Raw genomic sequence first — 24163 nt, forward strand, 5'->3', positions numbered from 1 at the left:
CGGATTCAGCCGGCCAGAACCTCGGCCGACATCCGCTCCAGCAGGGCCCCGCCCTGGCCGATGGTGGCCAGACGGCTGGAGACATGGCCCAGCACATTGGCGGCATAGACCTCGTACAGGGTGATCTTGCCGTTGAGCCAGACCGTGTCGCTGTCACCGGCGTCGAGACGGGTCTTGGCAGCCAGGGCCCCCTTGGCCAGCATCCAGCCCCCGATCACATCGCCCAGCAGCTTCAGATAGGCGTCAGCGGCGGCCAGCACATCGGCCCCGCCGTCCTCGGCGGCCTTGCGGTCCAGGATCCACAGGGTGGCGTCCTCGACGGCCTCGATGGCATTGGCGAAGCGTTCGACCGGCTTGCCCTCGAACAGACGCGGCAGGTCCAGCAGGGTGGTCTTCATGGCCAGGATCACGGCCTTGGCCGAGGCTCCGCCGTCCTGGCCCAGTTTGCGCCCGACCAGGTCGATGGCCTGGATGCCGTTGGTGCCTTCGTAGATGGGGGCGATGCGCGCGTCCCTGTAGTACTGGGCCGCGCCGGTCTCTTCGATGAAGCCCATGCCGCCGTGAATCTGCACGCCGAGTGAGGCGACCTCGCAGCCGACATCTGTCGACCAGGCCTTGGCGATCGGGGTGAACAGGTCCTCGCGACCCTTCCAGGCCTGACGCTCCTCTTCGGTGGCCGCGTGACGGGCCAGGTCGGCGGCGACGCCGGTCGCCAGGCAGATGGCCCGGGCGGCGGCGATCTTCGCCTTCATCACCGACAGGGTGCGACGCACGTCCGGATGATCAAGAATCGGGGCATTGGCCTCACCGGTCCAGATCGAGCGACCCTGCCGCCGGTCGGCGGCATAGGCGAGGGCGTGCTGATAGGCGCGTTCGGCGATCCCGACTCCTTCCACGCCGACGGCGAGGCGGGCGGCGTTCATCATCACGAACATATGCGACAGGCCCTGGTTGGGCCGGCCCACCAGTTCGGCGGTCGCGCCCTCATAGCTCATCACACAGGTCGGCGAGGCGTGGATGCCCAGCTTGTGTTCGATGCCGACCGGCTTGAACGCGTTGCGCGCGCCCAGCGACCCGTCGGGAGTGACCGCATATTTCGAGGCCAGGAACAGGCTGATGCCCTTGGGTCCGGCGGGCGCGTCCGGCAGGCGGGCCAGCACCAGATGGACGATGTTGTCGGTGGCGTCGTGGTCGCCCCAGGTGATGTAGATCTTCTGGCCGTTGAGGGCATAGGTGCCGTCGCCGTTGGGCGTGGCCGTGGTCGTCAGCGCCCCGAGGTCGGAGCCGGCCTGGGGCTCGGTCAGGACCATGGCCCCGGTCCATTCGCCCGAAACCAGCCGGGTCAGATAGATGGCCTTCTGGGACTCGGTACCATGCGCTTCCAGCGCCTCGATCGAGGCCAGGGACAGCATCGGGCACAGGCCGAAGGCCATATTGGCCGAGTGGACGGTCTCATAGGCCGCCAGTTCCAGCGCCTTGGGCAGGTGCTGGCCACCGGAGTCGGTCGAGGCCGTCAGGCCGGTCCAGCCGCCGGCCGCAAACTGGCGATAGGCGTCGGCGAAGCCCGGGGCGGCGGTGACGTCACCGTCGGCAAAGCTCGATCCCTGCAGGTCGCCGATGCGGTTCAGCGGGGCCAGGACCCCTTCGGAGAACTGGCCGGCGGCCTCGAGCACGGCCCGCATCAGGTCGCCGTCATAGTCCGGAAACGCCCCGCTGGCGGCGACCATATCGATGCCGGCGATGGCTTCGAGGGTAAAGGCGAGGTCGCGGACGGGCGCGCGGTAGGTCATCGAGGGAATCCTGGACAGATATCTTCTGTATATCGGGCGGTATGTGCCGGTGTAGACAGGGACGACGCAAGCGGCTTGGCATAAACCGGCTGTTGGCTGCAATCTGAAGCCCTGCCGTTGCGGAATGGAAGAGATATGGCCGAACCCCGTCATCGCTATTCGACCGTATCCCTGACCCTGCACTGGGGCATTGCGCTTCTGGTCGCGGTCCAGGTCGGGCTGGTCACCGTCCACGAAGCGACCGAGGGGCCGATGTCGCGGGCCATGATCGACTGGCACAAGTCGGTGGGGATGACGATTCTGGTCCTGACCCTGGGGCGAATCGTCTGGCGGCTGATGAACCCGGCCCATCCCTTGCCGGTCGACGCGCCGCGCTGGCAGAACCTGCTGGCCCGCACCACCCACATCCTGTTCTACGTCCTGCTGATTGCCCTGCCGCTGGGCGGCTGGGCGGCATCGTCGGCAGGCGGCCGGGCCGTGGAATGGTTCGGCCTGTTCAGCTGGCCCGCCCTTCCGGTGCCGCTGGACAAGTCCCTGGCGCGGACCTTCATCGACCTGCACGGGGCCGGGGTGAAGGTGCTTTACGTGCTGCTGGCCCTGCACGTCGCCGGGGCGCTGAAGCACCATTTCATCGACCGCGACAACATCCTGTACAGGATGCTGCCGATCCTGCGCCGCCGGCCGTGACACGGGGCGCAGTCCTGCTGGCCGGTCTGTTGGCCCTGACGACGACGGCGATGTCGCCGCCGCCGTCAGTCTGGACGGTCGCCCGGGAGACCTCGACCATTGATCTGCGGGTCCATGCCTTCGGCAGCGAACACGCCGGCCGGTTCGAGACCTGGCAGGGCGATATCCGCTTTGATCCGGCGGCACCGGTCCGGACCCGGGCCACCGTGGTGGTCCAGGCCGCCTCGTTGAAGATGCATCCGGCGATCGCCACGCGCCGGGCCACCGGCCCGGCCTTTCTTGACGCCGCCCACCATCCGCAGATCCGGTTCGAGCTGCGGTCACTCGATACCGTCGGCGCTGGGCAGTTCACCGCCCATGCCGATGTGTCGATCAAGGACCACACCCGGGCGATCACCTTTCCGGTGCGGCTTGAGGTCGAGGGCGACACCGCCCGGATATCCGGCGACTTCAGCCTCGACCGTGCCGATTTCGATCTCGGCACCTCGGGTCCGCTGAACCGTCTGGTCGGCCCCCGGGTCCAGGTCCGGGTCGCGCTGCGGATGCAACATGTCGTCTGACGCGACCGACCGTGAGGCCGCCGACGCCCTGCGGGCCGGGCAGCTGGTGATCCTGCCGACCGAGACCGTCTATGGTCTGGCGGCGGATGCCGCCAGTCCGGATGCCGTGGCCGCCATTTTCGAGGCCAAGGGCCGGCCGCGCTTCAATCCCCTGATCGCCCACGTCGCCGATGCGGTCGAGGCCGAGCGGATCGGTGTGTTCGATGATCGGGCCCGGGCCCTGGCCGCGGCCTTCTGGCCCGGCCCCCTCACGCTCGTCGTGCCGGTGCGCGACCGTGACCGGGTCTGCGATCTGGCCCGGGCCGGGCTGGACAGTGTGGCGATCCGGGTCCCGGGACACCGCCGGGCCCGCGATGTGATCGCCGCCTTTGGCGGGCCGGTCGTGGCCCCCTCGGCCAACCGCTCCGGCCGGCCCAGCCCGACCACCTATGCCGACGCCGTCGAGGAGACAGGATCGTCCGCCGCCGCCGCGATCGACGGGGGCGACTGCGCCGTCGGGGTCGAGAGTACCGTGGTCTCGGTGCTGGACGGACGGGTGGCGCTGCTGCGACCGGGGGCGGTGACCCGGGCCGAGATCGAGGCCCTGGTCGGGCCGGTCGATACGGCCGGGGAGGGGCATCGCTCCCCGGGACGGCTGACCCTGCACTATGCGCCGGACGCCCCGGTGCGGATCGAGGCGATGCAGGCGCTCGACGGCGAGATCCTGCTCGGTTTCGGCCCGGGCAGTGGCGAGGCGCGCTGGAGTCTGAGCCCGACCGGCGACCTGCGCGAGGCGGCGGCCAATCTGTTCCGGCACCTGCGTGAAGCGGATCGCGAACACCCGGTCGGCATCGCTGTCGCCCCGGTGCCCGACCACGGATTGGGCGAGGCGATCAATGACCGGCTCAGGCGGGCGGCGGGGTTTGTCGGCTGAAGCCTACTGCGCCGTCCAGCCGCCGTCGATCGAGAAGCTGGCCCCGTTGGCCGAGGCCCCGAGGTCGCTGACCAGATACAGGAACAGGCCCGCCAGTTCGTCGGTGGTGACGAACCGTTTGGTCGGCTGGGAGCCGAGGATGATGTCCTTGAGGACCGCCTCTTTCGACATGCCGCGGGTGCGGGCCTGGTCGGCGATCTGCTTTTCGACGATCGGCGTCTCGACGAAGCCGGGGCAGATGGCGTTGCAGGTGATGTTGTCCTGGGCCAGTTCCAGGGCCACCGTCTTGGTGAAGCCGAGGACCCCATGCTTGGCGGCGACATAGGCCGATTTGAACGGGCTGGCGACCAGGCCGTGGGCACTGGCGATGTTGACGATCCGGCCGCGGCCCTGGGCCTTCATGATCGGGATCGCCGCCCGCGTCGCATAGAAGGTCGACGACAGGTTGATGGCGATGATCTGTTCCCATTTGTCGGACGGGAATTTCTCGACCGCCTCGACATGCTGGACGCCGGCATTGTTGACGAGAATGTCGAGCCGGCCGAGGTCATGCCGGGCAAAGGCGACCATGTCGGCCACCTCCTCGCCCTTGCGCATATCGGCCCCGTGATAGCGGACGCGCACGCCGCAGGCGGCTTCCATCTCGGACCGGGTGCGTTCGATTTCGGACGGGTCGCCGAGACCGTTCAGCACGACGTCGCCACCGCGCGCCGCGACCGACCGGGCCAGGGCCAGGCCGATGCCGGAGGTCGATCCCGAGATGACCGCTACCTGTCCCTTGAGGTCGCCGATGTCGCGAAAGGGAGCCTGTCCGGCGTCAGAGCCGTCGCCGCGTTTGGGCCACTGGAACATGGAGGTATCGTCCGTCTTGTCTCGGGAAGTCAGCCTAGCCCTTCGCGGGCGCGAAGGCGACAGGTCCGGCTCAGGAATTTCCTGATCGGGTGAATATCCAGTCGGTGGCGGTGGAGGCGGTCTTGTCGAAGCGGTAGCCGTCGCGGTCATAGGCCTTCAGACCCTCGCTTCGATCAATTCGTTCGTCGATCGCGAACCGGGCCATGCCGCCCCGGGCCTTCTTGGCGAAGAAGGAGATGATGCGGCTCTCGCCATCCTTTTCCTCGCGGAAATGCGGGGTCACGACCGGGATTTTCAACGCCTTGGCGTCGACCGCACCGAAATATTCCTGACTGGCCAGATTGACCAGAACCGGATCGGCCTGGCCTGCGGCATCGGCGTTCAGCTGCTGCGAGATGCGGTCGCCCCAGAAGTCATACAGGCTGCCGCCGCGCCGGGTCTTGAGCCGGGTCCCCATCTCCAGTCGATAGGGCTGGATCCGGTCCAGCGGACGCAGCAGGCCGTACAGGCCTGACAGGATGCGCAACCGGTCCTGGGCCCAGGCCAGTCCCACGGCGTCGAGGTCGCGGGCGGCCAGCCCCTCATAGGTGTCGCCGGCGAAGGCCAGGGCGGCCTGAACCCCCAGGTCGTCGGCGGGTTCGGGATCGAAGGCCTGGAAACGGTCGTGGTTCAGGTCGGCCAGCTTGTCCGAGATCGACATCATCCGGCGCAGGTCGGCCCGGGTCAGGCGGCGGGTGGTCTTCGACAGGGTGGCCGTGTCCTCGGCGAATCGCGGCGTCGTGGCGGGCAGGGACGGGTCGGCTTCGGTGAAATCCAGCCGCTTGGCCGGGGACAGGACGATCAGCAAGGCGAGGCTCCGGGCGGCGTGCGCCGTCTCTTAGGCGGGTTTGATGACGAATTGAACCGGGTGTGCGACGTCACAGCGCCGGAACGCCCGGGGACGCAGGGGGTTGGTTATGTATCCCCGCAGCAAGGAGCACGTTCCATGACCAGCGAGACAAACACCCCGGACACGACCCAGCCCGACACGACCCAGAAGGATCTGGCGCAAAAGGCGATGGACCTGAAGTCCAGGGCCGCTGACGTCCCGCATCCGCAGTCCGGCCGCACGGCGGACGACGGCATGAATCCGACGCCGCGGGCGGGCATCGCCCCCTCCGGCGCGTTCGGGGCCGAGGGGCAGCGCCCGGTGCTGGAACGGTCGCGCAAGGTGCGCTGAACCGGCCCGATTCCGCCCAGACCAACCCACGCTCAACACCGACGGAGACTTCATGCAGGTCCAGATCAACACGGCCAATAATATCGACGGGCGCGAAGCCCTTGTGTCCGCCATGGAGACGGACGTCCGCACCGGCCTGTCCCGCTTTGACGGTCGGCTGACCCGCGTCGAGGTTCATCTCGGCGACGAGGCCAATGTCCAGCACGGCGGGGCGGAAACCCGCTGCATGATGGAGGCGCGTCCCCAGGGGCTGGATCCGATGACCGTCACCGACCATGCCGCCACCCCCGACCTGGCCCTCAGCGGGGCCCTGCGCAAAATGACGACGGCGCTTGATCGGGAGTTCGGCAAGCTGGATGCCCACCGGGGCCGCTGAGCCCCGGTTCCGGCCCGGCCCCCGGGCCGGTTTGATGGGCAATTGAATCGGTACCGGGATTGTTGCTTACTGCCTTCGGGCCCGGCCGGCCCGGGAGTCGTGACGATGACGCAGAGGCGCCTGGCGCGCGGGGATTTTCTCGGGGCGCTGCGGAAGTCCGTCTCGGGTGGCGGATTTTGCGTCGAGCTGCGCATCGCCACCCTGCCGCCCGAGGCCGTGGTCGAACACGCTCATGACGAGGCCCATTTCATCCTGCCCCTGGATGAGGGTTATCGCAGCCTCGCCGACGGCGACCGGTCCGGGCGAGGGGGGGCGGTCCGGGCCGGTGCGCTGATCTACAATCCGCCGGGTACGACCCATCAGGACTGTTTCGACGAGGCGGGCGGCCGGTTTCTGTCGGTCTCGACCCCGGCGTCGGCAGCGATCGGCGGCGACCGGCCGGTCCTGCTGGACGATGCCGTGTCGACGGCGGCGGTGCGGCGGCTGGTCGGGGGCTGTATCCGCTTCGAACCCGGCGATGACCTGGCGCTGGAGGACCAGGCCCTGGCCATGGTGGCGGTCGCCGGGCAGCGCGGGGCGGGAAAATCGACGGGCACGCCCGACTGGCTCGAAACCGCCCGGGACATGATCGCCGACCTCGCCTGCCGGCAGGGGTTGGAGGTGCGCGGCATCGCGGCGGCGGTCGGTGTGCACCCGGTGCATCTCGCCCGCACCTATCGGCAGTGTTTCGGTATCAGTCCGGGGGATGCGATCCGCCGCCGTCGGGCCGATATCGCCATGGCAGCCCTGGCGCGCGGCCTGCGCCCGATCGAGGCGGCGCAGGCCGCGGGCTATGCGGACCAGAGCCATATGACCCGCGAACATGGACGTATCTATGGGGTCAGCCCGACGGTCAGCGCGGCCGCCCTCGTCTGAAAATGTTGCACCGGTTCAAGACAGTGGGTGATGAACCGGGTCATTGGTCCGGTGAAACCGGAGTGTCCCATGCGTAATCTCGTCCTCGCCGCCTGCCTGTCCCTGCTCGCCGCCGCGCCCGCCCTGGCGCAACAGACGGATGACTGGCCGATTGTCGTTCCGGCCGCGGGGTCAGCGACCGCCGAGGCCTTCACCCGGTTGGACACGGCGGTGCGCGCCGGCGAATTCCAGAAGGTGACCAGTGTGCTGGTCGCCCGGCACGGCCGGGTCATCCACGAGAGCTATTTCGATGATGCCGGGGCCGAGGGACGGCGCAACACCCGTTCGGTCACCAAGACCGTGACCGCCATGCTGGTCGGGGCCGCCATCGCACGGGGGTCGATCAGCAGCGTCCAGGCCCCGGTTCTGCCGTTCATCGCCGACCATGGCCCGTTCGACAATCCGGACCCCCGCAAGGCGCGGATCACGATCGAGGACCTGCTGACGATGAGTTCGCTGCTGGAGTGCGACGACGACAACCAGTTCTCGCGCGGCAACGAGGAGCGGATGTATCTGATCGAGGACTGGGTGAAATTCGCCTTTGATCTGCCGATCCGCGGATTCGCTGCCTGGGTGCCCAAGCCGGAAGACGCCCCCTACGGCCGGTCGTTCAGCTATTGCACGACCGGGGTGACCACCCTGGGGGCCGTGGTGCAGTCGGCGACCCACGAGGCTCTGCCCGACTTCGCCCGTGAGGTTCTGTTCACGCCGCTGGGCATCACCGGTGAGGAATGGCAGTTCTCACCGACCGGGCTGGCCCAGGGCGGCGGCGGCCTGGGGTTGCGCAGTCGTGACCTGCTCAAACTGGGCGAGATGCTGCTGGACGGCGGGCGCTGGCATGGGCGTCAGGTGCTGCCGGAGGCCTTTGTCACGGCGATGACCACACCCCACGCCTCGGCCGGCGAGGGGCGCGGCGACTATGGTTACCTGACCTGGCTGCCGTCCTACACGGTCAAGGGCGTGAGCTATCCGGCCTGGGCCATGGCCGGGACGGGTGGCAACAAGGTCGTGATCATTCCGGCCCTGCAGGCTGTCGTGGTGGTGACGACCGAGAACTACAATGTCCGCAATCCCCACGGCATCGCCGACCGCCTGATCAGCGAGCACGCGCTGGCGGCGCTGGTGCCCTAGAACAGGACCGCCGGGTTCATGATCCGCTGCGGGTCGATGGCGGCCCGAATGGCCTGCATGGTGCTGATCTCCAGCGGCGACTTGTAGCGGCGCGCCTCGTCGGTCTTCAGCCGGCCCAGACCGTGTTCGGCGCTGATCGAGCCGTCATAGCGGGCCACGATGTCGTGGACGATCTGCGAGCCTTCCTCCCAGCGGGCGAGGAAGGCTTTCAGGTCCCCGCCCTTCGGGCACAGCACATCGTAGTGCAGATTGCCGTCACCGACATGGCCGAAGGCGCTGACCCGGGCCCCGGGGTGGAAGCGTTCGACCGCGGCCGTGGCCTCTTCGAGAAACGCGGCGATGCGTGAGACGGGGACGGAGACGTCGTGTTTCCAGCCGCCACCCTCGGGCTTCTGGGCCGCCGACTGTTCCTCGCGCACCTTCCAGAAGGCGGCGCGCTGGGCGTCGTTCTGGGCGATGGCGGCGTCGGTGATCAGCCCGGTCTCGAAGGCGTGGGTCAGCAGCCGCTCCATCGCCGCATCGGCCGCGCCCGGCTCGCCGGACACCAGTTCGATCAGCACAGACCAGGGCGGGGTGCTGTCCAGCGGCTCGCGGGTGTCGGGGATGTTGGCCAGCACGAATTCCATGCCGATCCGCTTCATCAGCTCGAAGGCCTCGACCCCGCCGCCGGTCTCGGCCTTGGCCCGGGCCAGCAGCTGGATGGCGGCGGCCGGATCGTCGAGGCCAACCACGGCCGTGGCCCGGCTGCGCATGACCGGGAACAGTTTCAGCGTCGCCGCCGTGATCACGCCCAGCGTGCCCTCGGCCCCGATCAGCAGCTGTTTCAGATCATAGCCGGTGTTGTCCTTGCGCAGCCGTTTCAGGCCGTTGAACATCTGGCCGTCGGGCATGACCGCCTCGATCCCCAGCACCAGATCGCGCATCACGCCGTAGCGCAGCACGGCCGTGCCGCCGGCATTGGTCGAGATCACCCCGCCGATCGTGGCACTGCCCTCGGCGGCGAGGCTGAGCGGGAACATCCGGTCGACCGCGGCGGCGGCCTGCTGCGCCTCCAGCAATGTGACCCCGGCCTCGACCGTCATCGCGTCGTCCAGCGGGGTCACGTCACGCACGGTGCGCAGCCGACGGGTCGACAGCAGCACCTCGCCGAACGGGATCTGACCCCCGACCAGACCCGTGTCCCCGCCCTGGGGCACGACGGCGACGCCGTGTTCGGCACAGACGGCCACGGCCCGGGCCACCTCGGCCGTCGAGCGTGGCATCAACATCAGCGGGGTGTGGCCGTTCCAGCGGCTGCGCCATTCGGTCAGCCAGGGGGCGATCTCGGACGGATCATCGGTCCAGCCGCCATCGCCGACGGCGGATTTCAGGGCGGCGAGGGCGGCGGGCGAGGGGAGGGGCATGGCCTGTTGTGCCAAGGCCCGGCGGCTTGCGCCAGTCCGCAGAGCGATCGGGGCGACAGGGCCGGGGACGCCGCGCTAGAGGGAGGGGATGAGCCAGCCCCTGCCAGCCCCCGTGCCCGCCGTCGGCGTCGTCTGCCTGAAGGGTGACCAGGTGCTGTTGATTCGCCGTGGCACCCCGCCGATGCGAGGCAGCTGGAGTCTGCCGGGCGGCCGCATCGAGCCGGGCGAGCGGGCCGTGGACGCGGCCCTGCGCGAGCTCCGTGAGGAGACCGGGGTCGTGGCGGAGCTGACCGGTCTGATCGATGTGGTCGACGGGCTCTTTCCCGGCTCCGGCCGCCACTATGTTCTGATCGACTATGCCGCGCGCTGGCTTTCCGGCGAGCCGGTCGCCGGGGATGATGCCCTGGACGCGCGCTTCGTGGCCCTGTCCGAGGTCGAGGGCCTGGTCGACTGGTCCGAGACCCGGCGCGTTATCGCCGAGGCGGTGCGGCGGGCGGTGATCGCCGTCCAGGCCGATCCGCGCCACATATAACGGCGATGTCATCCGGAAGAATTCCGGTTTCGGTGGCGTGGGAACCGCCCGGGGGATACCCTTGGTCGTAACTGGAGGACGACATGAGTTATTTCGCTATTGCCTTGGTGGTTCTGGCCTTTGTGCTGCTGTTCAGTGTGGTCAAGATCGTGCCGCAAGGCCGTGAATTCACAATCGAACGCTTCGGTCGCTACACCCGGACCTTGAAGCCCGGCATCACCTTCCTGGCCCCGTTCATCGAGCGCACGGGCCGCCGCATGAACATGATGGAGCAGGTCCTGGACGTGCCCCAGCAGGAGGTCATCACCAAGGACAACGCCATGGTGAAGGTCGACGCCATCGTCTTCATCCAGGTGATGGACGCCGCCGCCGCGGCCTACCGGGTCGAGAACCTGCCCTATGCCATCACCCAGCTGTGCTCGACCAATCTGCGGACCGTGGTCGGCTCGATGGACCTGGATGAGGTGCTGTTCCAGCGCGACAACATCAACTCGCGCCTGCTGACCGTGATCGACGCCGCCACCGAGCCGTGGGGCGTCAAGGTCAACCGGATCGAGATCAAGGACCTGACCCCGCCCGTCGACATCACCAATGCCATGGCCCGCCAGATGAAGGCCGAGCGCGAACGCCGGGCCGTGATCACCGAGGCCGAGGGCGAGAAACAGGCCGCCATCGCCCGCGCCGAGGGGGCCAAACAGTCGGCCATCCTGCAGGCCGAGGGCCGCAAGGAGGCCGCCTCGCGCGACGCCGAGGCGCGTGAGCGTCTGGCCCAGGCCGAGGCCAAGGCGACGGAAATGGTGTCCAACGCCATCGCCGCCGGTGACGTCAACGCCATCAACTATTTCGTGGCCCAGAAATACGTCGAGGCCTTCGGCGAACTGGCCCGCAACCCGACGGCCAAGACGGTCATCGTTCCCGCCGAAATGGGGGCCCTGGTCGGCTCCATCGCCGGTATCGGCGAGCTGGTCGGCATGGCCCGTGGCCAGCAGGCGTCCCGGGTCGAGGCCCGCCGTGAGCCGGCACCGGCACCGACCACCACCCGGTCGGCCCCGCCGGCCCAGACCCGTGCCCCGCGCCGCCCCGGCGGTTCCGTGCCGACAACGGAGTAGGACATGACCCCGATCGTGGACCTGTATGTCGCCCAGCCGTTCTGGATCTGGCTGGGCGTCGGCGTGCTGCTGCTGGCCGTCGAGGCGGCCTTTTCGACCGAATGGCTGTTGTGGCCGGCGGTCTCGGCCGGGGTTGTGGCCGTGCTGACGGCCCTGGGTCTGCGCTTCGGCTTCGGCGTCGAGCTGGGCATCTTCGCCGGCCTGACCCTGGTCTCGACCCTGTTGTCGCGGCAGCTGATCCAGCGGGTCAATCCGACCGATTCGCCGGACATCAATGACCGCGACCTGCGTCTGGTCGGACTGAAGGCCCAGGTCGTCGAGGCCTTCGTGGGCGGGCGCGGGCGGGTCTTCATCTCGGGGGCCGAATGGCCGGCCATGATCGAGGGCAGCCAGCCCCTGGCCGGCGAAACGGTCATCGTCGAATCGGTGGCGGGTCCGATGCTGAAGGTGCGGGCGGTCTAGCCCCGCTTCGCCGCCAGCACCTCATCGACGCCCCGGTTGGCCAGGGCGTCGGCGCGGTCGTTGAGCACGTGGCCCGAGTGGCCCTTGACCCAGCGCCAGTGGACATTGTGCCGCTCGCGGGCGGTGTCGAGCCGCTTCCACAGATCCTCGTTTTTGACCGGCTTCTTGTCGGCCGTCTTCCAGCCGCGGGCCTTCCAGCCGTGGATCCACTGGTCGATGCCCTGCATCACATATTTGCTGTCGGTATGCAGCTCGACCTTGCAGGGGCGGGACAGGGCCTCCAGCGCCATGATGGCGGCGGTCAGCTCCATCCGGTTGTTGGTCGTCAGGGCCTCGCCGCCCCACAGGGTTTTCTCGTGACCCTGGCCGGTCTGCAGGATCGCGCCCCAGCCGCCGGGGCCGGGATTGCCCTTGCAGGCACCGTCGGTGTGGATGATCACGTGACTCATGACCGCGTCCCTACAGGGTCCCTTGGCGCGGCGCCATCAGGTGGCCTATATGGCGGGACAGATTTGACGCGGACCGGGTTGGTCCGTCTGAGGAGAGCGTTACGTGGGCAGTTTGAGCATCTGGCACTGGGCCATCGTGATTATCGTCGTGGCCCTGCTGTTCGGCGGGCGCGGCAAATTGTCGGGCCTGATGGGCGACGCCGCCAAGGGCGTGAAGGCGTTCAAGGACGGCCTCAAGGACGACGACAGCAAGGACGGCCCGTCGGGCGGCACCAGTTCGCTGCCGCGGACCGATGCCGAAAAAGAAGACCTGAAAAACTAGCCCCCTGAACGTCGGAGTCTGACGCATGGGTGGTCTCGGCCCCGGTCTCGGTGGCACGGAAATCCTGGTAATTGGCCTGGTGGCCCTGCTTGTGGTGGGGCCCAAGGATTTGCCTGTGCTGATGCGAAAGCTGGGCAAGCTGATGGGCAAGGCCCGCGGCATGGCCAATGAGTTCCGGGCCAGCTTTGATGAAATGGCCCGCCAGTCGGAGCTCGACGAGCTGCGCAAGGAGGTCGAGGCACTGCGCTCCAACCAGGGCATCCATGCCCTCGGAGCCGATGCCGACGCGGCCTTCCGCGAAATCGGCAGGGATCTCGACTCCGGACTGGCCCCGAGCCCGGTACCGACGATGACTCCCGCCCCCGATGAATGGCCCGACGCCGGACCGGCGATGATGCCGCTGGCGGCCCCGGCAGAGCCAGACAGCGCCCCCCCGATCAAAACCGGTGCCAAGGCCAAGGCCCCGGTCAAGGCGCGCGTTTCCAAGGCAAGCAAACCTGCGGCATCCAAGGCCGCAGCCAAGCCGACCGCGGCCTCGAGGGCCAGGGCTGCTGCCCGCCCCCGGGCGGTGCGTACCAAGAAGGCTGAACTGTGAGCGCCCCCGACCGCGACGAGGCCGAGATCGAGGCCTCGCGCGCCCCGCTGATGGATCACCTGATCGAGCTGCGCGGGCGGCTGCTGATCTGCGTCATCGCCTTCATCCTCGGCTTCATCCTGTGCTTCGCTTTCGCCGAGCCGCTCTACATCTTCCTGGTCAAGCCGTTCGCCGTGGCCGCGGCCTTCCACCAGAGTCTGGCCCCGGGCACCCATGTCTCGCCGATCGACCTGATCCTCGGCACCGCGGGCCTCAAGGCCCTGCCGTTCGTCGACGGGCAGACGGTCGAGTTGATCTATACGGCCCCGCTGGAAATCCTGTTCACCAAGATGAAACTGGCCGGTTTCGGGGCCTTCATCGTCTCCTTCCCGATCCTGGCCTGGCAGATGTACCGGTTCGTGGCCCCGGGCCTGTACCGCAACGAGAAGGGGGCCTTCCTGCCCTTCCTGTTCGCGGCACCGCTGCTGTTCCTGCTGGGCACGGCGCTGGTCTATTTCGTCATGCTGCCGTTCGTCATGTGGTTCTCGCTGAGCCAGCAGATCGCCGGGGGCGGCGTCTCGGCCCAGCTGCTGCCCAAGGTGTCGGACTATCTCAGCCTGGTCACGGCCCTGCTGCTGGCCTTCGGCCTGTGTTTCCAGCTGCCGGTCGTGATGACGCTGCTGGGGCTGGCCGGGATCGTCAATTCGAAGATGATGGCCCAGGGCCGGCGCTATGCGATCGTCGCCGTGGTGGTCGTGGCCGCCGTGGTGACCCCGCCCGATCCGGTCAGCCAGCTGATGCTGGCCGTGCCCCTGGTGCTGCTCTACGAGATCAGCATCTGGTGCGTGCGGCTGATCGAACTGGGCAAGCGCAGGCGGGACCCTGTCGAAGGGCGCCCCTGACCGGAACCGACGTCGAGCGTAGCCGTTTGGGCTGGACACCATCCCCCAGGAGCCTACCCATGAACCCTCGCCATTTCGCGATCGTCGCCGCCGCGCTCGCCGCCGTTGCCCTCGGAGCCGGAGCCTGCACCCAGCCGGCCGAAACCCAGCCCGACACCGTCACCCACACGGTCGTTGAAACCCGTGAAGTCCCCGGCCCGCCCGTCGTCATCGAGCGCCAGGGCCCGCCGGTCGTGATCGTCGACGGCAACGGCCGCCCGGCCGACCAGGACTCGACCACCATCCGCGCCGACCAGAACGGCATCTCGGTCGAAACCAGGCGCTGACCGCCCGACCGGTCCTGAACGGAATTGAAAAGGCCCCGGACGGTTTCCCGTCCGGGGCCTTTCTCGTTGGTCTCGGCCGTCGATCAGCAGCTGTAGTACATGTCGAACTCGACCGGGTGGGGGTGCAGTTGCAGGCGCAGCACCTCTTCCTGTTTCAGCGCGATATAGCTGTCGATGAAGTCGTCATCCATCACGCCGCCCTTCTTGAGGAAGGCCCGGTCCTTGTCGAGGCTGTCGAGGGCCTCCTGCAGGCTGCCGCAGACCTCGGGGATGTTGCCGCGCTCTTCCGGCGGCAGGTCGTAGAGATTCTTGTCGGCGGGCGCGCCCGGATCGATGCGGTTTTCGATCCCGTCCAGACCGGCCATCAGCAGGGCCACGAAGGTCAGATAGGGGTTGCCCATCGGATCGGGGAAGCGCGCCTCGATACGCTTGGCCTTGGGGCTGGTGACGTGCGGGATACGGATCGAGGCCGAGCGGTTTCGGGCCGAATAGGCCAGTTTCACCGGGGCTTCATAGCCGGGCACCAGACGCTTGTAGGAGTTGGTGGTCGAGTTGGCGAAGGCGTTGATGGCCTTGGCGTGTTTGATGATGCCGCCGATGTACCACAGACACATGTCCGACAGACCGGCGTATTTGTCGCCGGCGAACAGGGGTTTGCCGTCACGCCAGATCGACTGGTGCACATGCATGCCCGAACCGTTGTCGCCGTACATGGGCTTGGCCATGAAGGTGGCCGACTTGCCATAGGCGGCGGCGACATTGTGGACGACGTATTTGTAGAGCTGCAGCCGGTCGGCCATGGTCAGCAGGTCGCTGAATTTCAGACCCAGTTCGTGCTGGGCCGGGGCGACCTCGTGGTGGTGCTTTTCGGGGTCGAGGCCCAGTTCCTTCATCACGCCCAGCATTTCGCCGCGCAGGTCCTGGGCGCTGTCGACCGGATTGACCGGGAAATAGCCGCCCTTGGGTCCCGGGCGATGGCCCATATTGCCTTCGGAATATTCAGCACCGGTATTGGCCGGCAGCTCGATCGAATCGAAGCTGTAGCCGGTGTCGTGGGCGGCGGTGTTCCAGCGCACGTCGTCGAAGATGAAGAACTCGGCCTCGGGGCCGAAGAACACCTGGTCGCCCACGCCCGACGACTGGACGAAGGCCAGGGCCTTCTTGGCCATCGAGCGGCTGTCGCGGTTGTAGGGCTCGTTGGTGTCCGGGTTCAGCACGTCGCAGAACAGGAACATCGTGGTCTGCTGGTAGAAGGGGTCGATATAGGCTGTCGTCAGGTCCGGCTTCAGCAGCATGTCGGACTCATTGATCGCCTTCCAGCCGACGATGGAGGAGCCGTCGAACATCGTGCCTTCCTCGAGGAACTCCTCGTCGACCAGGTCGATGTCGAAGGTCATATGCTGCAGGCGACCCTTGGTGTCGGTGAAGCGGAGGTCGACGTAACGAACGTCCTTTTCCTTGATCTCCTTGAGGATTTTATCGGCGCTCATGATCTGGGTCCTGTTCGTTCGGGGAGGAGGGGAGGACGCCGTCCGGTCGGGCGGCGCGGGACGGCTCAGACAGCCTGGGGGCCGGTCTCGCCGGTACGGATACGGATGACGTCGGCGATGTCGGAGACGAAGATCTTGCCGTCGCCGATCTTGCCGGTGCGGGCCGCGGCCTGGATCGCCTCGACCACGGCCGGGGCCATGTCGTCGGGAACCACGACCTCGATCTTGATCTTGGGAAGGAAGTCGATGACGTACTCGGCACCGCGGTAGAGTTCGGAATGCCCCTTCTGGCGACCATATCCCTTGGCCTCCAGCACAGTCATACCTTGCACGCCCACGTCCTGGAGCGCTTCCTTCACTTCATCGAGCTTGAACGGCTTGATGACGGCTTCGATCTTCTTCATGGCGACCCCGGGACGGGCTTGCTGAATGCCCCGTCACTCGGGCACCAAAGGGACATTGCATTGCACAATAAGGCAAGCCTCTTTTCGATTTTGTCGTCATCCGTGAACAGAGGAAGCCGATGACCGGTGATCAGAAGCCCCACGACTGGCGGACCGCGATGCCCTGGCCGGGCCCGGAGACGCACAAACACGCCCGCGGCCGGCTGGGGGTTGTCAGTGGTCGATCCAGCCAGACCGGGGCGGCCCGGCTGGCGGCCCGCGGCGGTCTGAGGATCGGGGCCGGGGTGGTCAGTCTGCTCTGCCCGGTCGAGGCGGTGGCGGTCCTGGCCCCGGCGGTCGAGGCGGTGATGCTGAAGCCGTTCGGCGATCCCGAGGTGCTGGCCGAACTGGCCGAGGGCCTGGACGCGGTCGTGATCGGCCCGGCGGCCGGCATCAATGACGCGACAGTGGCCCACGTCCAGGCCCTGGCCGGGACCGGGGCGGCCCTCGTCATCGACGCGGACGGACTGACGGTATTCGCGGGATGGCCGACGGATCTGTTCGCCGTTCTGGACCGCGATGACGTCCTGACCCCGCATGAGGGTGAATTCCGCCGGCTGTTTCCCGATCTGCTGGCGCTGGGGCGGGAGCAGGCGGCGACCGAGGCCGCGGTCCGGGCCGGGGCTGTCATCGTGCTGAAGGGGCCCCGGACGGTCATCGCCGCCCCGGACGGGCGCAGGGTCATCAATGACAATGGAACGCCCTGGCTGGCCACCGCAGGCAGCGGGGACGTACTGGCCGGGATGATCGGCGGCCTGCTGGCCCAGCGGATGGACAGTTTCGACGCGGCCTGCGCCGCGGTGTGGATCCATGCCGAGGCCGCCGCCGGGTTCGGCCCCGGCCTGATCGCCGAAGATCTGCCCGACCGGCTGCCCGCGGTCCTGGCCCGGCTGTGGCCGGGCCAGTGAGGCGAATCTAGTCGGCGGCCGCGGCCTTTTTCGCCGCCGGTTTCTTCGTGGCCGGCTTCTTGGTTGTCGCAGCCTTGGCGGCCGGCTTCTTCGCCGCGGGTTTCTTGGCAGCGGCCTTCTTGGCCGGAGCCTTCTTCTTCGGCGCGGCCCCGGCCTTGGCGGCCAGCAGGGGCAGGGCCTGTTCCATCGTCAGGTCCTCGGGCGTGGTGCCCTTGGGCAGGGTGGCGTTGATCTTGCCCGATTTGACATAGGGGCCGAAGCGCCCGGCCATCACATGCACTGGATCGCCCGTTTCCGGGTGTGCGCCCAGGTCCTTCAGCGGGGCCACGGCAGCCCCGCGTCCGCCGAACTTGCCCGCCCGTTTCTCGGCCAGCAGGACCACGGCGCGGTTCAGCCCGACCTCGAACACCTCATCGATGTCGGCGACATTGGCATAGGTGCCGGCGTGCAGGACGAACGGCCCGTAGCGGCCCAGGCCGGCGGTGATCATCTTGCCGTCCTCGGGGTGTTCCCCGACCTCGCGCGGCAGGGCCAGCAGGCGCAGGGCCTGCTCCAGCGTCAGGGACGCCGGCGACCAGCCCTTGGGCAGGGACGAGCGTTTCGGCTTCTCCTCGCCCGGCGGGGTGGTTTCGACATAGGGGCCGAAACGGCCGATCTTCAGATTGACCGGCTGACCCGTGACCGGGTCGACACCCAGGTCGCGATCGCCGCCGTCCGCGCCGCCACCGTCAGCGTCGGGTGACGCCACCGGCCGGGTGAATTTGCAGTCGGGATAGCGTGAACAGCCGACGAAGGCCCCGAAGCGGCTGGTCTTCAGGGACAGTTGCCCCTGTTTGCACAGCGGGCATTCGCGCGGATCGCCGCCGTCCTCGCGGGCCGGGAAGATGTGCGGGCCCAGCGACTCATTGAGGGCGTCGAGGATGGCCGTGGTGCGCAGCTCGCCGGCGGCCTGGGCCGCGACATGGAAGTCGGACCAGAATTCCCGCAGCAGGACCTTCCAGTCCAGCTTGCCGGCCGAGACCTCGTCGAGCCGGGTCTCCAGCGCGGCGGTGAAATCGTATTCGACCCATTTGGCGAAGAACTGTTCGAGGAAGGCCGTGACCAGCCGTCCCTTGTCCTCGGGATAGAAGCGGTTCTTGTCGGTGCGGACATATTCGCGGTCGCGCAGGGTGGTCAGGATCGAGGCATAGGTCGACGGACGGCCGATGCCGAGCTCTTCCAGCTTCTTGACCAGGGTGGCTTCCGAGAAACGCGGCGGCGGCTCGGTGAAATGCTGATCGGCGCGCACAGCCTCGACCCTGGCTGTGGCCCCTTCCTTCAGGGTCGGCAGACGGGTGGAGTCGTCGTCCTCCTCGGTCTCGGTGCCCTTCTGGCGTTCGTCGCGGCCTTCCTCATAGACGGCGAGGAAGCCGTCGAAGGTCACCACCTGGCCGGTGGCGCGCAGGCCGGTCTGGCCGTCGGGCGTCTCGACCTCGACCGTGGTCCGGTCGATGCGGGCCGATTCCATCTGCGAGGCGACCATCCGTTTCCAGATCAGCTCGTACAGCCGCTGCAGGTCGCCATCCAGGCGCAGGGACTCCGGCGCGCGGGCGATGTTGGTCGGGCGGATGGCCTCGTGGGCCTCCTGGGCGTTCTTGGCCTTGGTCTTGTAGTAGCGCGGCTCCGACGGGACGAAGGCCGGACCGAAGCGGTCGGCGATGACCTCGCGGGCCTGGGCGATCCCCTCGGGACTGACGAACAGGCCGTCGGTCCGCATATAGGTGATCAGACCGCCGGTCTCATCGACGCCCTCATACAGTTTCTGGGCGGCCTGCATGGTGCGCTGGGCGGTGAAGCCCAGCTTGCGGCTGGCCTCCTGCTGCAGGGTCGAGGTGGTGAAGGGCGGGGCCGGGCTGCGCTTGATCGGCTTCTTCTCGATCGATTTGATCGTGAACTGGCCGCTGTTGATCGCGTCGCGGGCGGCGAAGGCCACGGCCTCCGACGGGATGTCGAGACGCTGGATCCGCTTGCCCAGATGTTTGACCAGCCGGGTGGTGAAGGGCGGGCTGTCGGCGGCCAGATCGGCCTCGACCGACCAGTATTCCTGGGCCTTGAACTTCTCGATCTCCATCTCGCGATCGACGACGATGCGCAGGGCGACCGACTGGACCCGACCGGCCGAGCGGGCACCGGGCAGCTTGCGCCACAGGACCGGCGACAGGGTGAATCCGACCAGATAGTCCAGCGCGCGGCGGGCCAGGTAGGCGTCGACCAGTTCCATGTCGATCTGACGCGGGGCGGCCATGGCCTCGAGCACGGCGGCCTTGGTGATGGCGTTGAAGGTGACCCGTTCGACCGGGGTGTCCTTCAGGGCCTTCTTCTTGGTCAGCACCTCGAGCACGTGCCAGCTGATCGCCTCACCCTCGCGGTCGGGGTCGGTCGCCAGAATGACGCGGCTGGCGCGTTTGGCGGCCTCGGCGATCTCGGACATCCGCTTGGCGGCGCGGGCGTCGATCTCCCACGACATGGCGAAATCGTCGTCCGGCAGCACCGAACCGTCCTTCGACGGCAGGTCGCGAATGTGGCCGTAGGAGGCCAGGACCTCGAAGTCGGACCCCAGATATTTGTTGATGGTCTTGGCCTTTGCGGGGCTTTCGACAATGACGAGATTCATGATGGACGGGTTCTCGGAAAGGGGCCGGGAACGTGGTTGGCCGGACGGCCCGTGTCAATCGACCATCTGAAACCAGCGCCCGGACAGGGGGGGGGGACGGATCAGAGCGAGGCCAGGCCTCCCGGCAGCAGGGTGGCGCGCCCGACCAGACTCAGCTCCAGAAGGGCGGCGGCGACGGCCCCGACCGGGGCGTTCAGGGCCCGCGCCAGCTCGTCACGCGGGGTCGGGGTCGGCGACAGCAGCGCCGCGACCCGCTCGATCAGGGCCGTATCGACATCCTCTGCCCCGTCGCCGAACGGGTTGTCGACCGGCGGCTCGCCCAGCGACCTCAGGGTCTCGAAGGCGCGTTCGATGTCCTCGATCCCCTCACACAGGATGGCCCCCTGACGCAGCAGTTCATTGGGGCCGCGCGAGCGGGGATCCAGCGGCGATCCCGGTACGGCGAACACGTCGCGCCCCTGTTCCGCCGCCAGCCGGGCGGTGATCAGCGAGCCCGAGCGCAGTTCGGCCTCGACCACCACCACCCCGCGCGACAGGCCCGAGATGATGCGGTTGCGGCGGGGAAAGTCCCGCGCCTGGGCCCGGGCCCCCATCGGACTCTCCGAGACGACACAGCCGTCGGCGACGATCTGTTCGTAGAGTTCAGCATTGTCGGGCGGATAGACGTCATCGACCCCGCCGCCCAGCACGGCCACGGTCCCGGTCGGCAGGGCCCCGGCGTGGGCGGCACCGTCGATGCCCCGGGCCAGGCCCGAGACCACCACATGGCCGGCTGCCCCCAGCTGGGCCGCCAGACCCCGCGCGATCCTCTGCCCCCCGGCCGAGGCGATGCGGGCCCCGACCACGGCGACACAGGGCCGCGACAGCAGGGTCGGGTCACCGCGCGTCCACAGCACCGGTGGCGGCGGATCGACGGCGGCCAGTCGTGGCGGATAGTCCGGATCGCCGATCACCATCAGCCGCGCGCCCACGGCTTCGCCGGCGGCCATCTCGGCCTCGATCCGCGCGGCGGGGGGAGGGGTGAAGCCGGTGCCGCCGGCCCGGCGGGCCAGGGCGGGCAGGGCCTCCAGCGCGGCGGCGGCGCGGCCGAACCGTTCGAGCAGTTGCCGGAACGTGACGGGACCGACGCGCTCGGCGCGGGCGAGCCGCAGCCGGGCGAACCGTTCCGCCGCGTCCGGCGCGCTCACGTCTTCTTGGCGCCCAGCCGGGGTTCGGTCCCCTTCAGCAGCCGGGCGATGTTCTGATGGTGACGGATCCAGATCAGCGCGGCGGTGCCGGCCGACAGCAGCAGGATCGGGGTCGGGGCCGGAAGGTGCAGGGCCGGAACGGTCAACATGGCCAGGATCGGGGCCATGGCCGCCGCGACCAGGGCCGCCAGTGACGAATAGCGCAGGGTGAAGGCGACGATCAGCCAGCAGGCCCCGGCCATCAGGCCCAGCGGCCACCAGGCCGCCAGCAGCAGGCCAAAGAAGGTCGCCACCCCCTTGCCGCCCTTGAAACCCAGCCAGACCGGGAACAGGTGGCCGATGAAGGCTGCGCCCCCGGCGATGGCGGCCAGCGACGGCACGCCCGGAAACAGGGCCTGAACGATCAGATAGGCCGCGGCCCCCTTGCCGGCGTCCAGCAACAGGGTGGCCAGGGCCAGGTCCTTGCGGCCCGTGCGCAGCACATTGGTCGCGCCGATATTGCCCGAACCGATGGTCCGCACGTCACCGGCCCCGGCGGCGCGGGTGATGACCACGCCGAACGGGATGGAGCCCAGCAGATAACCACCCGTCGCCACGAGGGCGAGGGTCAAAAGGGCCGGGGCAACCAGATCCTGCACGTTTGAGTCTCCCGTTTAGCGCGCGTCATGGACGATGCGTCCACCGACGAGGGTGAGCAAGACCCGACCTTGCAGACGGCGGCCATCGAACGGCGAGTTGCGGGATTTGGACTTCAGGGTCGCCGCGTCGACCACGATCGGGGCCCCGGGATCAAACAGCACCAGATCGGCCGGGGCGTCGGCTTCCAGCACGCCCGACTCGAGGTCCAGCAGGGTGGCCGGGCCGTGGGTCAGGGGACGCAGCACGTCCAGCAGGTCCAGTCCGTCCTCATGGTGCAGGCTCAGGGCGGCGGCCAGCAGGGTCTCCAGACCCACGGCACCCGGCGCGGCCTCGGCAAACGGGCGACGCTTGTCCTCGGCCGGGGCCGGAGCATGGGCCGAGGTGATCACATCGATCAGGCCGTCGCGCACCGCCTCGATCAGGGCCAGCCGGTCGCTCTCGGCCCGCAGCGGCGGGTCCAGCCGGTAGAAGGTGCGGTAGTCGCCGATGTCGAGCTCGTTGAAGCACAGATGGTTGATCGACACCGAGGCGGCGACCTCCAGCCCCTTGGCGCGGGCGCGGGCCAGACTGTCCAGCGCGCCCTCGGTCGAGATCTGGTCGACGAGGAACCGCACCCCGGTCTGTTCGACCAGGGCCAGGTCCCGTTCCAGCTGGATACGTTCGCCGATGGCCGGCGATCCCGACAGGCCCAGCCGGGTGGCCAGTTCGCCCGAGGTCGCCACCGTGCCCTCGCTGAGCCAGGGCTCGCTGGGGCGGCAGGCGATCAGGGCGTTGAAGGCGACCGCATAGCTCATCACCCGCTGCAGGGTGCGGCTGTTGGTGATGACCCGGTCACCGTCGGTGAAATACAGGGCCCCGGCCTCGGTCATCAGGCCGATCTCGGCCATGCGCTGACCGTCCAGCGCGCGGGTCGCGGCCCCGGCGGCCCGGACATTGACCAGGTTCAGCGCAGCCCCGCGCCGCTGGATGAAATCGACCATGGCCGGGTCATCAACAGCGGGATCGGTGTCAGGCTGGATGACGATGGTGGTCACCCCGCCGGCCGCGGCCGACAGGCTGGCCGACTTCAGCGTCTCCTTGGGCTCGGCCCCGGGCTCGCCGGTCTTGACCCGGATGTCGATCAGGCCGGGGGCCAGGCACAGGCCGTCGACGTCAATGACCTCGGCCCCGGACGACAGGGGCGCGGCCGTGCCGCGGATCACCTCGATGATGCGGCCGTTCTCGATCAGCAGGGCCCCCGGACCGTCATAGTCGCTGGCCGGGTCCAGCAGCCGGGCATTGACCAGGGCGAGGACGCTCATCGGGCATCTCCGTCGAGGCGGGCGGACAGGGCGGCGAGCACCGCCATGCGCGCGGCGACACCCATTTCGACCTGGTCCTGGATCAGGGAGATGGTCAGGTCGTCAGCCACGTCGGAATCGATCTCGACGCCGCGGTTCATCGGGCCGGGGTGCATGACCTTCGCTCCCGGATTGGCCCAGGACAATTTCTCACGGTCCAGACCCCAGAAGCGGAAATATTCACGGGTCGACGGCACCAGCGCCCCCTCCATCCGCTCCAGCTGCAGGCGCAGCATCATGACCACGTCGCAGCCTTTCAGCCCCTCGCGCATGTCGTGGAACACTTCGCAGCCCCAGCGGTCGGCGTCGCCCGGCACCAGGGTGGGCGGCCCGATCAGCCGCACCCGGGCCCCCATCATCGACAGCAGGGCCACGTTCGAGCGGGCCACGCGGCTGTGGGCCACGTCGCCGCAGATGGCCACGGTCAGGCTGGTGACGTCGCCGAAGGCGCGGCGCAGGCTCAGCAGGTCCAGCAGGGCCTGGGTCGGATGTTCATGACGGCCGTCCCCGGCATTGACCACGGCGCAGCCGACCTTCTGCGACAGCAGGTCGGCGGCCCCCGAGGCCCCGTGGCGCACCACCAGGATGTCGGGCTTCATCGCGTTCAGGGTGACGGCGGTGTCGATCAGGGTCTCGCCCTTGGCCACCGAGGAGGTGCGCGGGCTCATGGTCACCACATCGGCCCCCAGCCGGCGGGCGGCGATCTCGAACGAGGCGCTGGTGCGCGTGGAGTTCTCGAAGAAGACGTTCATGACCGTGCGGCCGCGCATCAGGTCCAGCGTCTTGGCCGAGGAGCGGTTCAGCGCGACGAAGGCGTCGGCCAGATCCAGCAGATCGCGGGCGGTCTGGGCGTTGAGATCGCCGGCGGACAGGAAATGCGATCGGGGGAACGGCACCATCCGTTCGGAGATCAAATCGGTGACGGCGTTGGGCTGGGTCATC

27 protein-coding genes are annotated in these 24163 nt (G+C 68.4%); 15 read left to right on the forward strand and 12 right to left on the reverse strand.

The window, feature by feature from the left end:
* Positions 1-5 precede the first annotated feature (5 nt).
* A complete protein-coding gene (locus tag PSV00_RS12050; RefSeq protein ID WP_300447529.1) occupies positions 6-1790 on the reverse strand; it encodes an acyl-CoA dehydrogenase in 1785 nt (594 codons plus the stop codon).
* Between the two features lie 135 nt (positions 1791-1925).
* Between PSV00_RS12050 and PSV00_RS12055 the strand changes: the two genes are divergently transcribed.
* The 3 genes from PSV00_RS12055 to PSV00_RS12065 are packed head-to-tail and all read left to right on the forward strand — an operon-like array spanning position 1926 to position 3950.
* Positions 1926-2477, forward strand: a complete 552-nt coding sequence (locus PSV00_RS12055) for a cytochrome b (RefSeq protein ID WP_300447531.1) — start codon at positions 1926-1928, stop codon at positions 2475-2477.
* Complete coding sequence (locus tag PSV00_RS12060) at positions 2474-3037, forward strand: YceI family protein (RefSeq protein WP_300447533.1); 564 nt, start codon at positions 2474-2476, stop codon at positions 3035-3037. Before PSV00_RS12055 ends, PSV00_RS12060 begins: the two co-directional genes overlap by 4 nt.
* Entirely contained in the window at positions 3027-3950 is a 924-nt protein-coding gene (locus PSV00_RS12065) for an L-threonylcarbamoyladenylate synthase (protein WP_300447535.1), read from the forward strand. Before PSV00_RS12060 ends, PSV00_RS12065 begins: the two co-directional genes overlap by 11 nt.
* Positions 3951-3953: 3 nt before the next feature.
* Here the strand turns inward: PSV00_RS12065 and PSV00_RS12070 are convergent, their stop codons facing one another.
* Together PSV00_RS12070 and yaaA are read right to left on the reverse strand one after the other, a co-directional pair.
* Positions 3954-4802, reverse strand: coding sequence for a 3-hydroxybutyrate dehydrogenase (locus tag PSV00_RS12070; protein WP_300447537.1), 849 nt, complete (start codon positions 4800-4802; stop codon positions 3954-3956).
* Between the two features lie 70 nt (positions 4803-4872).
* Positions 4873-5649, reverse strand: a complete 777-nt coding sequence (yaaA, locus tag PSV00_RS12075; protein ID WP_300447539.1) for a peroxide stress protein YaaA — start codon at positions 5647-5649, stop codon at positions 4873-4875.
* A gap of 138 nt (positions 5650-5787) precedes the next feature.
* On the opposite strand from yaaA, the gene PSV00_RS12080 reads away from it, so the two are divergent.
* The 4 genes from PSV00_RS12080 (at position 5788) to PSV00_RS12095 (ending at position 8482) form a co-directional block, all read left to right on the forward strand.
* A complete protein-coding gene (locus tag PSV00_RS12080; RefSeq protein WP_300447541.1) occupies positions 5788-6021 on the forward strand; it encodes a hypothetical protein in 234 nt (77 codons plus the stop codon).
* 52 nt (positions 6022-6073) lie between these two features.
* Positions 6074-6397: a hypothetical protein gene (locus tag PSV00_RS12085; RefSeq protein ID WP_300447543.1), complete on the forward strand. Its 324-nt coding sequence runs from the start codon at positions 6074-6076 to the stop codon at positions 6395-6397.
* Between the two features lie 105 nt (positions 6398-6502).
* Positions 6503-7312 carry a helix-turn-helix domain-containing protein gene (locus PSV00_RS12090; RefSeq protein WP_300447545.1) on the forward strand — a complete coding sequence of 270 codons (810 nt, stop codon included), beginning with the start codon at positions 6503-6505 and terminating at the stop codon, positions 7310-7312.
* Positions 7313-7381: 69 nt separating this feature from the next.
* A complete protein-coding gene (locus tag PSV00_RS12095) occupies positions 7382-8482 on the forward strand; it encodes a serine hydrolase (protein WP_300447547.1) in 1101 nt (366 codons plus the stop codon).
* On the opposite strand, the gene PSV00_RS12100 is transcribed toward PSV00_RS12095, so the two are convergent.
* Positions 8479-9885 carry an FAD-binding oxidoreductase gene (locus PSV00_RS12100; protein WP_300447549.1) on the reverse strand — a complete coding sequence of 469 codons (1407 nt, stop codon included), beginning with the start codon at positions 9883-9885 and terminating at the stop codon, positions 8479-8481. The two genes, PSV00_RS12095 and PSV00_RS12100, sit on opposite strands and share 4 nt — an antisense overlap.
* Before the next feature lie 88 nt (positions 9886-9973).
* Here PSV00_RS12100 and PSV00_RS12105 point away from each other — a divergent pair, with 88 nt between their 5' ends.
* The 3 genes from PSV00_RS12105 to PSV00_RS12115 all read left to right on the forward strand — a co-directional run bounded on the left by PSV00_RS12105 (position 9974) and on the right by PSV00_RS12115 (position 11988).
* Complete coding sequence (locus tag PSV00_RS12105) at positions 9974-10417, forward strand: NUDIX hydrolase (protein ID WP_300447551.1); 444 nt, start codon at positions 9974-9976, stop codon at positions 10415-10417.
* Between the two features lie 83 nt (positions 10418-10500).
* Positions 10501-11526: an SPFH domain-containing protein gene (locus tag PSV00_RS12110; RefSeq protein ID WP_300447553.1), complete on the forward strand. Its 1026-nt coding sequence runs from the start codon at positions 10501-10503 to the stop codon at positions 11524-11526.
* A gap of 3 nt (positions 11527-11529) precedes the next feature.
* Positions 11530-11988: an NfeD family protein gene (locus PSV00_RS12115; protein ID WP_300447555.1), complete on the forward strand. Its 459-nt coding sequence runs from the start codon at positions 11530-11532 to the stop codon at positions 11986-11988.
* Here the strand turns inward: PSV00_RS12115 and rnhA are convergent.
* Complete coding sequence (gene rnhA / locus PSV00_RS12120) at positions 11985-12437, reverse strand: ribonuclease HI (RefSeq protein WP_300447557.1); 453 nt, start codon at positions 12435-12437, stop codon at positions 11985-11987. The two genes, PSV00_RS12115 and rnhA, sit on opposite strands and share 4 nt — an antisense overlap.
* A 103-nt stretch (positions 12438-12540) precedes the next feature.
* Between rnhA and PSV00_RS12125 the strand changes: the two genes are divergently transcribed.
* Genes PSV00_RS12125 through PSV00_RS12140 form a run of 4 tightly spaced genes read left to right on the forward strand, consistent with a single transcriptional unit; the run spans position 12541 to position 14561 of the window.
* Positions 12541-12759: a twin-arginine translocase TatA/TatE family subunit gene (locus PSV00_RS12125; RefSeq protein WP_300447559.1), complete on the forward strand. Its 219-nt coding sequence runs from the start codon at positions 12541-12543 to the stop codon at positions 12757-12759.
* 25 nt (positions 12760-12784) lie between these two features.
* Positions 12785-13354 (forward strand): Sec-independent protein translocase protein TatB, encoded by a 570-nt coding sequence (tatB, locus tag PSV00_RS15325; protein WP_366944662.1) that lies wholly within the window; start codon positions 12785-12787, stop codon positions 13352-13354.
* Positions 13351-14235: a twin-arginine translocase subunit TatC gene (gene tatC, locus PSV00_RS12135; protein ID WP_300447561.1), complete on the forward strand. Its 885-nt coding sequence runs from the start codon at positions 13351-13353 to the stop codon at positions 14233-14235. The genes tatB and tatC overlap by 4 nt, the downstream gene beginning before the upstream one ends.
* Positions 14236-14294: 59 nt before the next feature.
* Positions 14295-14561, forward strand: a complete 267-nt coding sequence (locus PSV00_RS12140) for a hypothetical protein (RefSeq protein ID WP_300447564.1) — start codon at positions 14295-14297, stop codon at positions 14559-14561.
* 83 nt (positions 14562-14644) lie between these two features.
* Here PSV00_RS12140 and glnA read toward each other — a convergent pair whose 3' ends face one another.
* Both glnA and PSV00_RS12150 read right to left on the reverse strand, forming a co-directional pair.
* A complete protein-coding gene (gene glnA / locus PSV00_RS12145) occupies positions 14645-16054 on the reverse strand; it encodes a type I glutamate--ammonia ligase (protein WP_300447703.1) in 1410 nt (469 codons plus the stop codon).
* Between the two features lie 62 nt (positions 16055-16116).
* On the reverse strand, positions 16117-16455 hold the full coding sequence (locus PSV00_RS12150; protein ID WP_300447567.1) for a P-II family nitrogen regulator: 339 nt from the start codon (positions 16453-16455) through the stop codon (positions 16117-16119).
* A 119-nt stretch (positions 16456-16574) separates the two neighbouring features.
* On the opposite strand from PSV00_RS12150, the gene PSV00_RS12155 reads away from it, so the two are divergent.
* Positions 16575-17402 (forward strand): NAD(P)H-hydrate dehydratase, encoded by an 828-nt coding sequence (locus tag PSV00_RS12155; protein ID WP_300447569.1) that lies wholly within the window; start codon positions 16575-16577, stop codon positions 17400-17402.
* A gap of 7 nt (positions 17403-17409) precedes the next feature.
* Here the strand turns inward: PSV00_RS12155 and topA are convergent, their stop codons facing one another.
* The 5 genes from topA to PSV00_RS12180 all read right to left on the reverse strand — a co-directional run bounded on the left by topA (position 17410) and on the right by PSV00_RS12180 (position 24162).
* Positions 17410-20055 (reverse strand): type I DNA topoisomerase, encoded by a 2646-nt coding sequence (topA, locus tag PSV00_RS12160; RefSeq protein WP_300447571.1) that lies wholly within the window; start codon positions 20053-20055, stop codon positions 17410-17412.
* A gap of 101 nt (positions 20056-20156) precedes the next feature.
* A complete protein-coding gene (gene dprA / locus PSV00_RS12165) occupies positions 20157-21242 on the reverse strand; it encodes a DNA-processing protein DprA (protein WP_300447573.1) in 1086 nt (361 codons plus the stop codon).
* Positions 21239-21880: a glycerol-3-phosphate 1-O-acyltransferase PlsY gene (gene plsY / locus PSV00_RS12170; RefSeq protein ID WP_300447575.1), complete on the reverse strand. Its 642-nt coding sequence runs from the start codon at positions 21878-21880 to the stop codon at positions 21239-21241. The genes dprA and plsY overlap by 4 nt, the downstream gene beginning before the upstream one ends.
* Before the next feature lie 15 nt (positions 21881-21895).
* Positions 21896-23182, reverse strand: a complete 1287-nt coding sequence (gene pyrC, locus PSV00_RS12175) for a dihydroorotase (RefSeq protein ID WP_300447577.1) — start codon at positions 23180-23182, stop codon at positions 21896-21898.
* Positions 23179-24162, reverse strand: a complete 984-nt coding sequence (locus tag PSV00_RS12180; RefSeq protein WP_300447578.1) for an aspartate carbamoyltransferase catalytic subunit — start codon at positions 24160-24162, stop codon at positions 23179-23181. The genes pyrC and PSV00_RS12180 overlap by 4 nt, the downstream gene beginning before the upstream one ends.
* Position 24163: the final 1 nt, after the last annotated feature.

Source organism: Brevundimonas sp. (assembly GCF_029945885.1).
Lineage (GTDB): Bacteria > Pseudomonadota > Alphaproteobacteria > Caulobacterales > Caulobacteraceae > Brevundimonas.

What these genes read in the sequence shown, in the direction of transcription:
- PSV00_RS12050 (WP_300447529.1), bottom strand. Translation starts at nt 1,790, where the DNA reads ATGACCTACCGCGCGCCCGTCCGCGACCTCGCCTTTACCCTCGAAGCC.
- PSV00_RS12055 (WP_300447531.1), top strand. Translation starts at nt 1,926, where the DNA reads ATGGCCGAACCCCGTCATCGCTATTCGACCGTATCCCTGACCCTGCAC.
- PSV00_RS12065 (WP_300447535.1), top strand. Translation starts at nt 3,027, where the DNA reads ATGTCGTCTGACGCGACCGACCGTGAGGCCGCCGACGCCCTGCGGGCC.
- PSV00_RS12070 (WP_300447537.1), bottom strand. Translation starts at nt 4,802, where the DNA reads ATGTTCCAGTGGCCCAAACGCGGCGACGGCTCTGACGCCGGACAGGCT.
- PSV00_RS12080 (WP_300447541.1), top strand. Translation starts at nt 5,788, where the DNA reads ATGACCAGCGAGACAAACACCCCGGACACGACCCAGCCCGACACGACC.
- PSV00_RS12085 (WP_300447543.1), top strand. Translation starts at nt 6,074, where the DNA reads ATGCAGGTCCAGATCAACACGGCCAATAATATCGACGGGCGCGAAGCC.
- PSV00_RS12090 (WP_300447545.1), top strand. Translation starts at nt 6,503, where the DNA reads ATGACGCAGAGGCGCCTGGCGCGCGGGGATTTTCTCGGGGCGCTGCGG.
- PSV00_RS12095 (WP_300447547.1), top strand. Translation starts at nt 7,382, where the DNA reads ATGCGTAATCTCGTCCTCGCCGCCTGCCTGTCCCTGCTCGCCGCCGCG.
- PSV00_RS12100 (WP_300447549.1), bottom strand. Translation starts at nt 9,885, where the DNA reads ATGCCCCTCCCCTCGCCCGCCGCCCTCGCCGCCCTGAAATCCGCCGTC.
- PSV00_RS12105 (WP_300447551.1), top strand. Translation starts at nt 9,974, where the DNA reads ATGAGCCAGCCCCTGCCAGCCCCCGTGCCCGCCGTCGGCGTCGTCTGC.
- PSV00_RS12110 (WP_300447553.1), top strand. Translation starts at nt 10,501, where the DNA reads ATGAGTTATTTCGCTATTGCCTTGGTGGTTCTGGCCTTTGTGCTGCTG.
- PSV00_RS12115 (WP_300447555.1), top strand. Translation starts at nt 11,530, where the DNA reads ATGACCCCGATCGTGGACCTGTATGTCGCCCAGCCGTTCTGGATCTGG.
- rnhA (WP_300447557.1), bottom strand. Translation starts at nt 12,437, where the DNA reads ATGAGTCACGTGATCATCCACACCGACGGTGCCTGCAAGGGCAATCCC.
- tatB (WP_366944662.1), top strand. Translation starts at nt 12,785, where the DNA reads ATGGGTGGTCTCGGCCCCGGTCTCGGTGGCACGGAAATCCTGGTAATT.
- PSV00_RS12140 (WP_300447564.1), top strand. Translation starts at nt 14,295, where the DNA reads ATGAACCCTCGCCATTTCGCGATCGTCGCCGCCGCGCTCGCCGCCGTT.
- PSV00_RS12150 (WP_300447567.1), bottom strand. Translation starts at nt 16,455, where the DNA reads ATGAAGAAGATCGAAGCCGTCATCAAGCCGTTCAAGCTCGATGAAGTG.
- PSV00_RS12155 (WP_300447569.1), top strand. Translation starts at nt 16,575, where the DNA reads ATGACCGGTGATCAGAAGCCCCACGACTGGCGGACCGCGATGCCCTGG.
- topA (WP_300447571.1), bottom strand. Translation starts at nt 20,055, where the DNA reads ATGAATCTCGTCATTGTCGAAAGCCCCGCAAAGGCCAAGACCATCAAC.
- pyrC (WP_300447577.1), bottom strand. Translation starts at nt 23,182, where the DNA reads ATGAGCGTCCTCGCCCTGGTCAATGCCCGGCTGCTGGACCCGGCCAGC.
- PSV00_RS12180 (WP_300447578.1), bottom strand. Translation starts at nt 24,162, where the DNA reads ATGACCCAGCCCAACGCCGTCACCGATTTGATCTCCGAACGGATGGTG.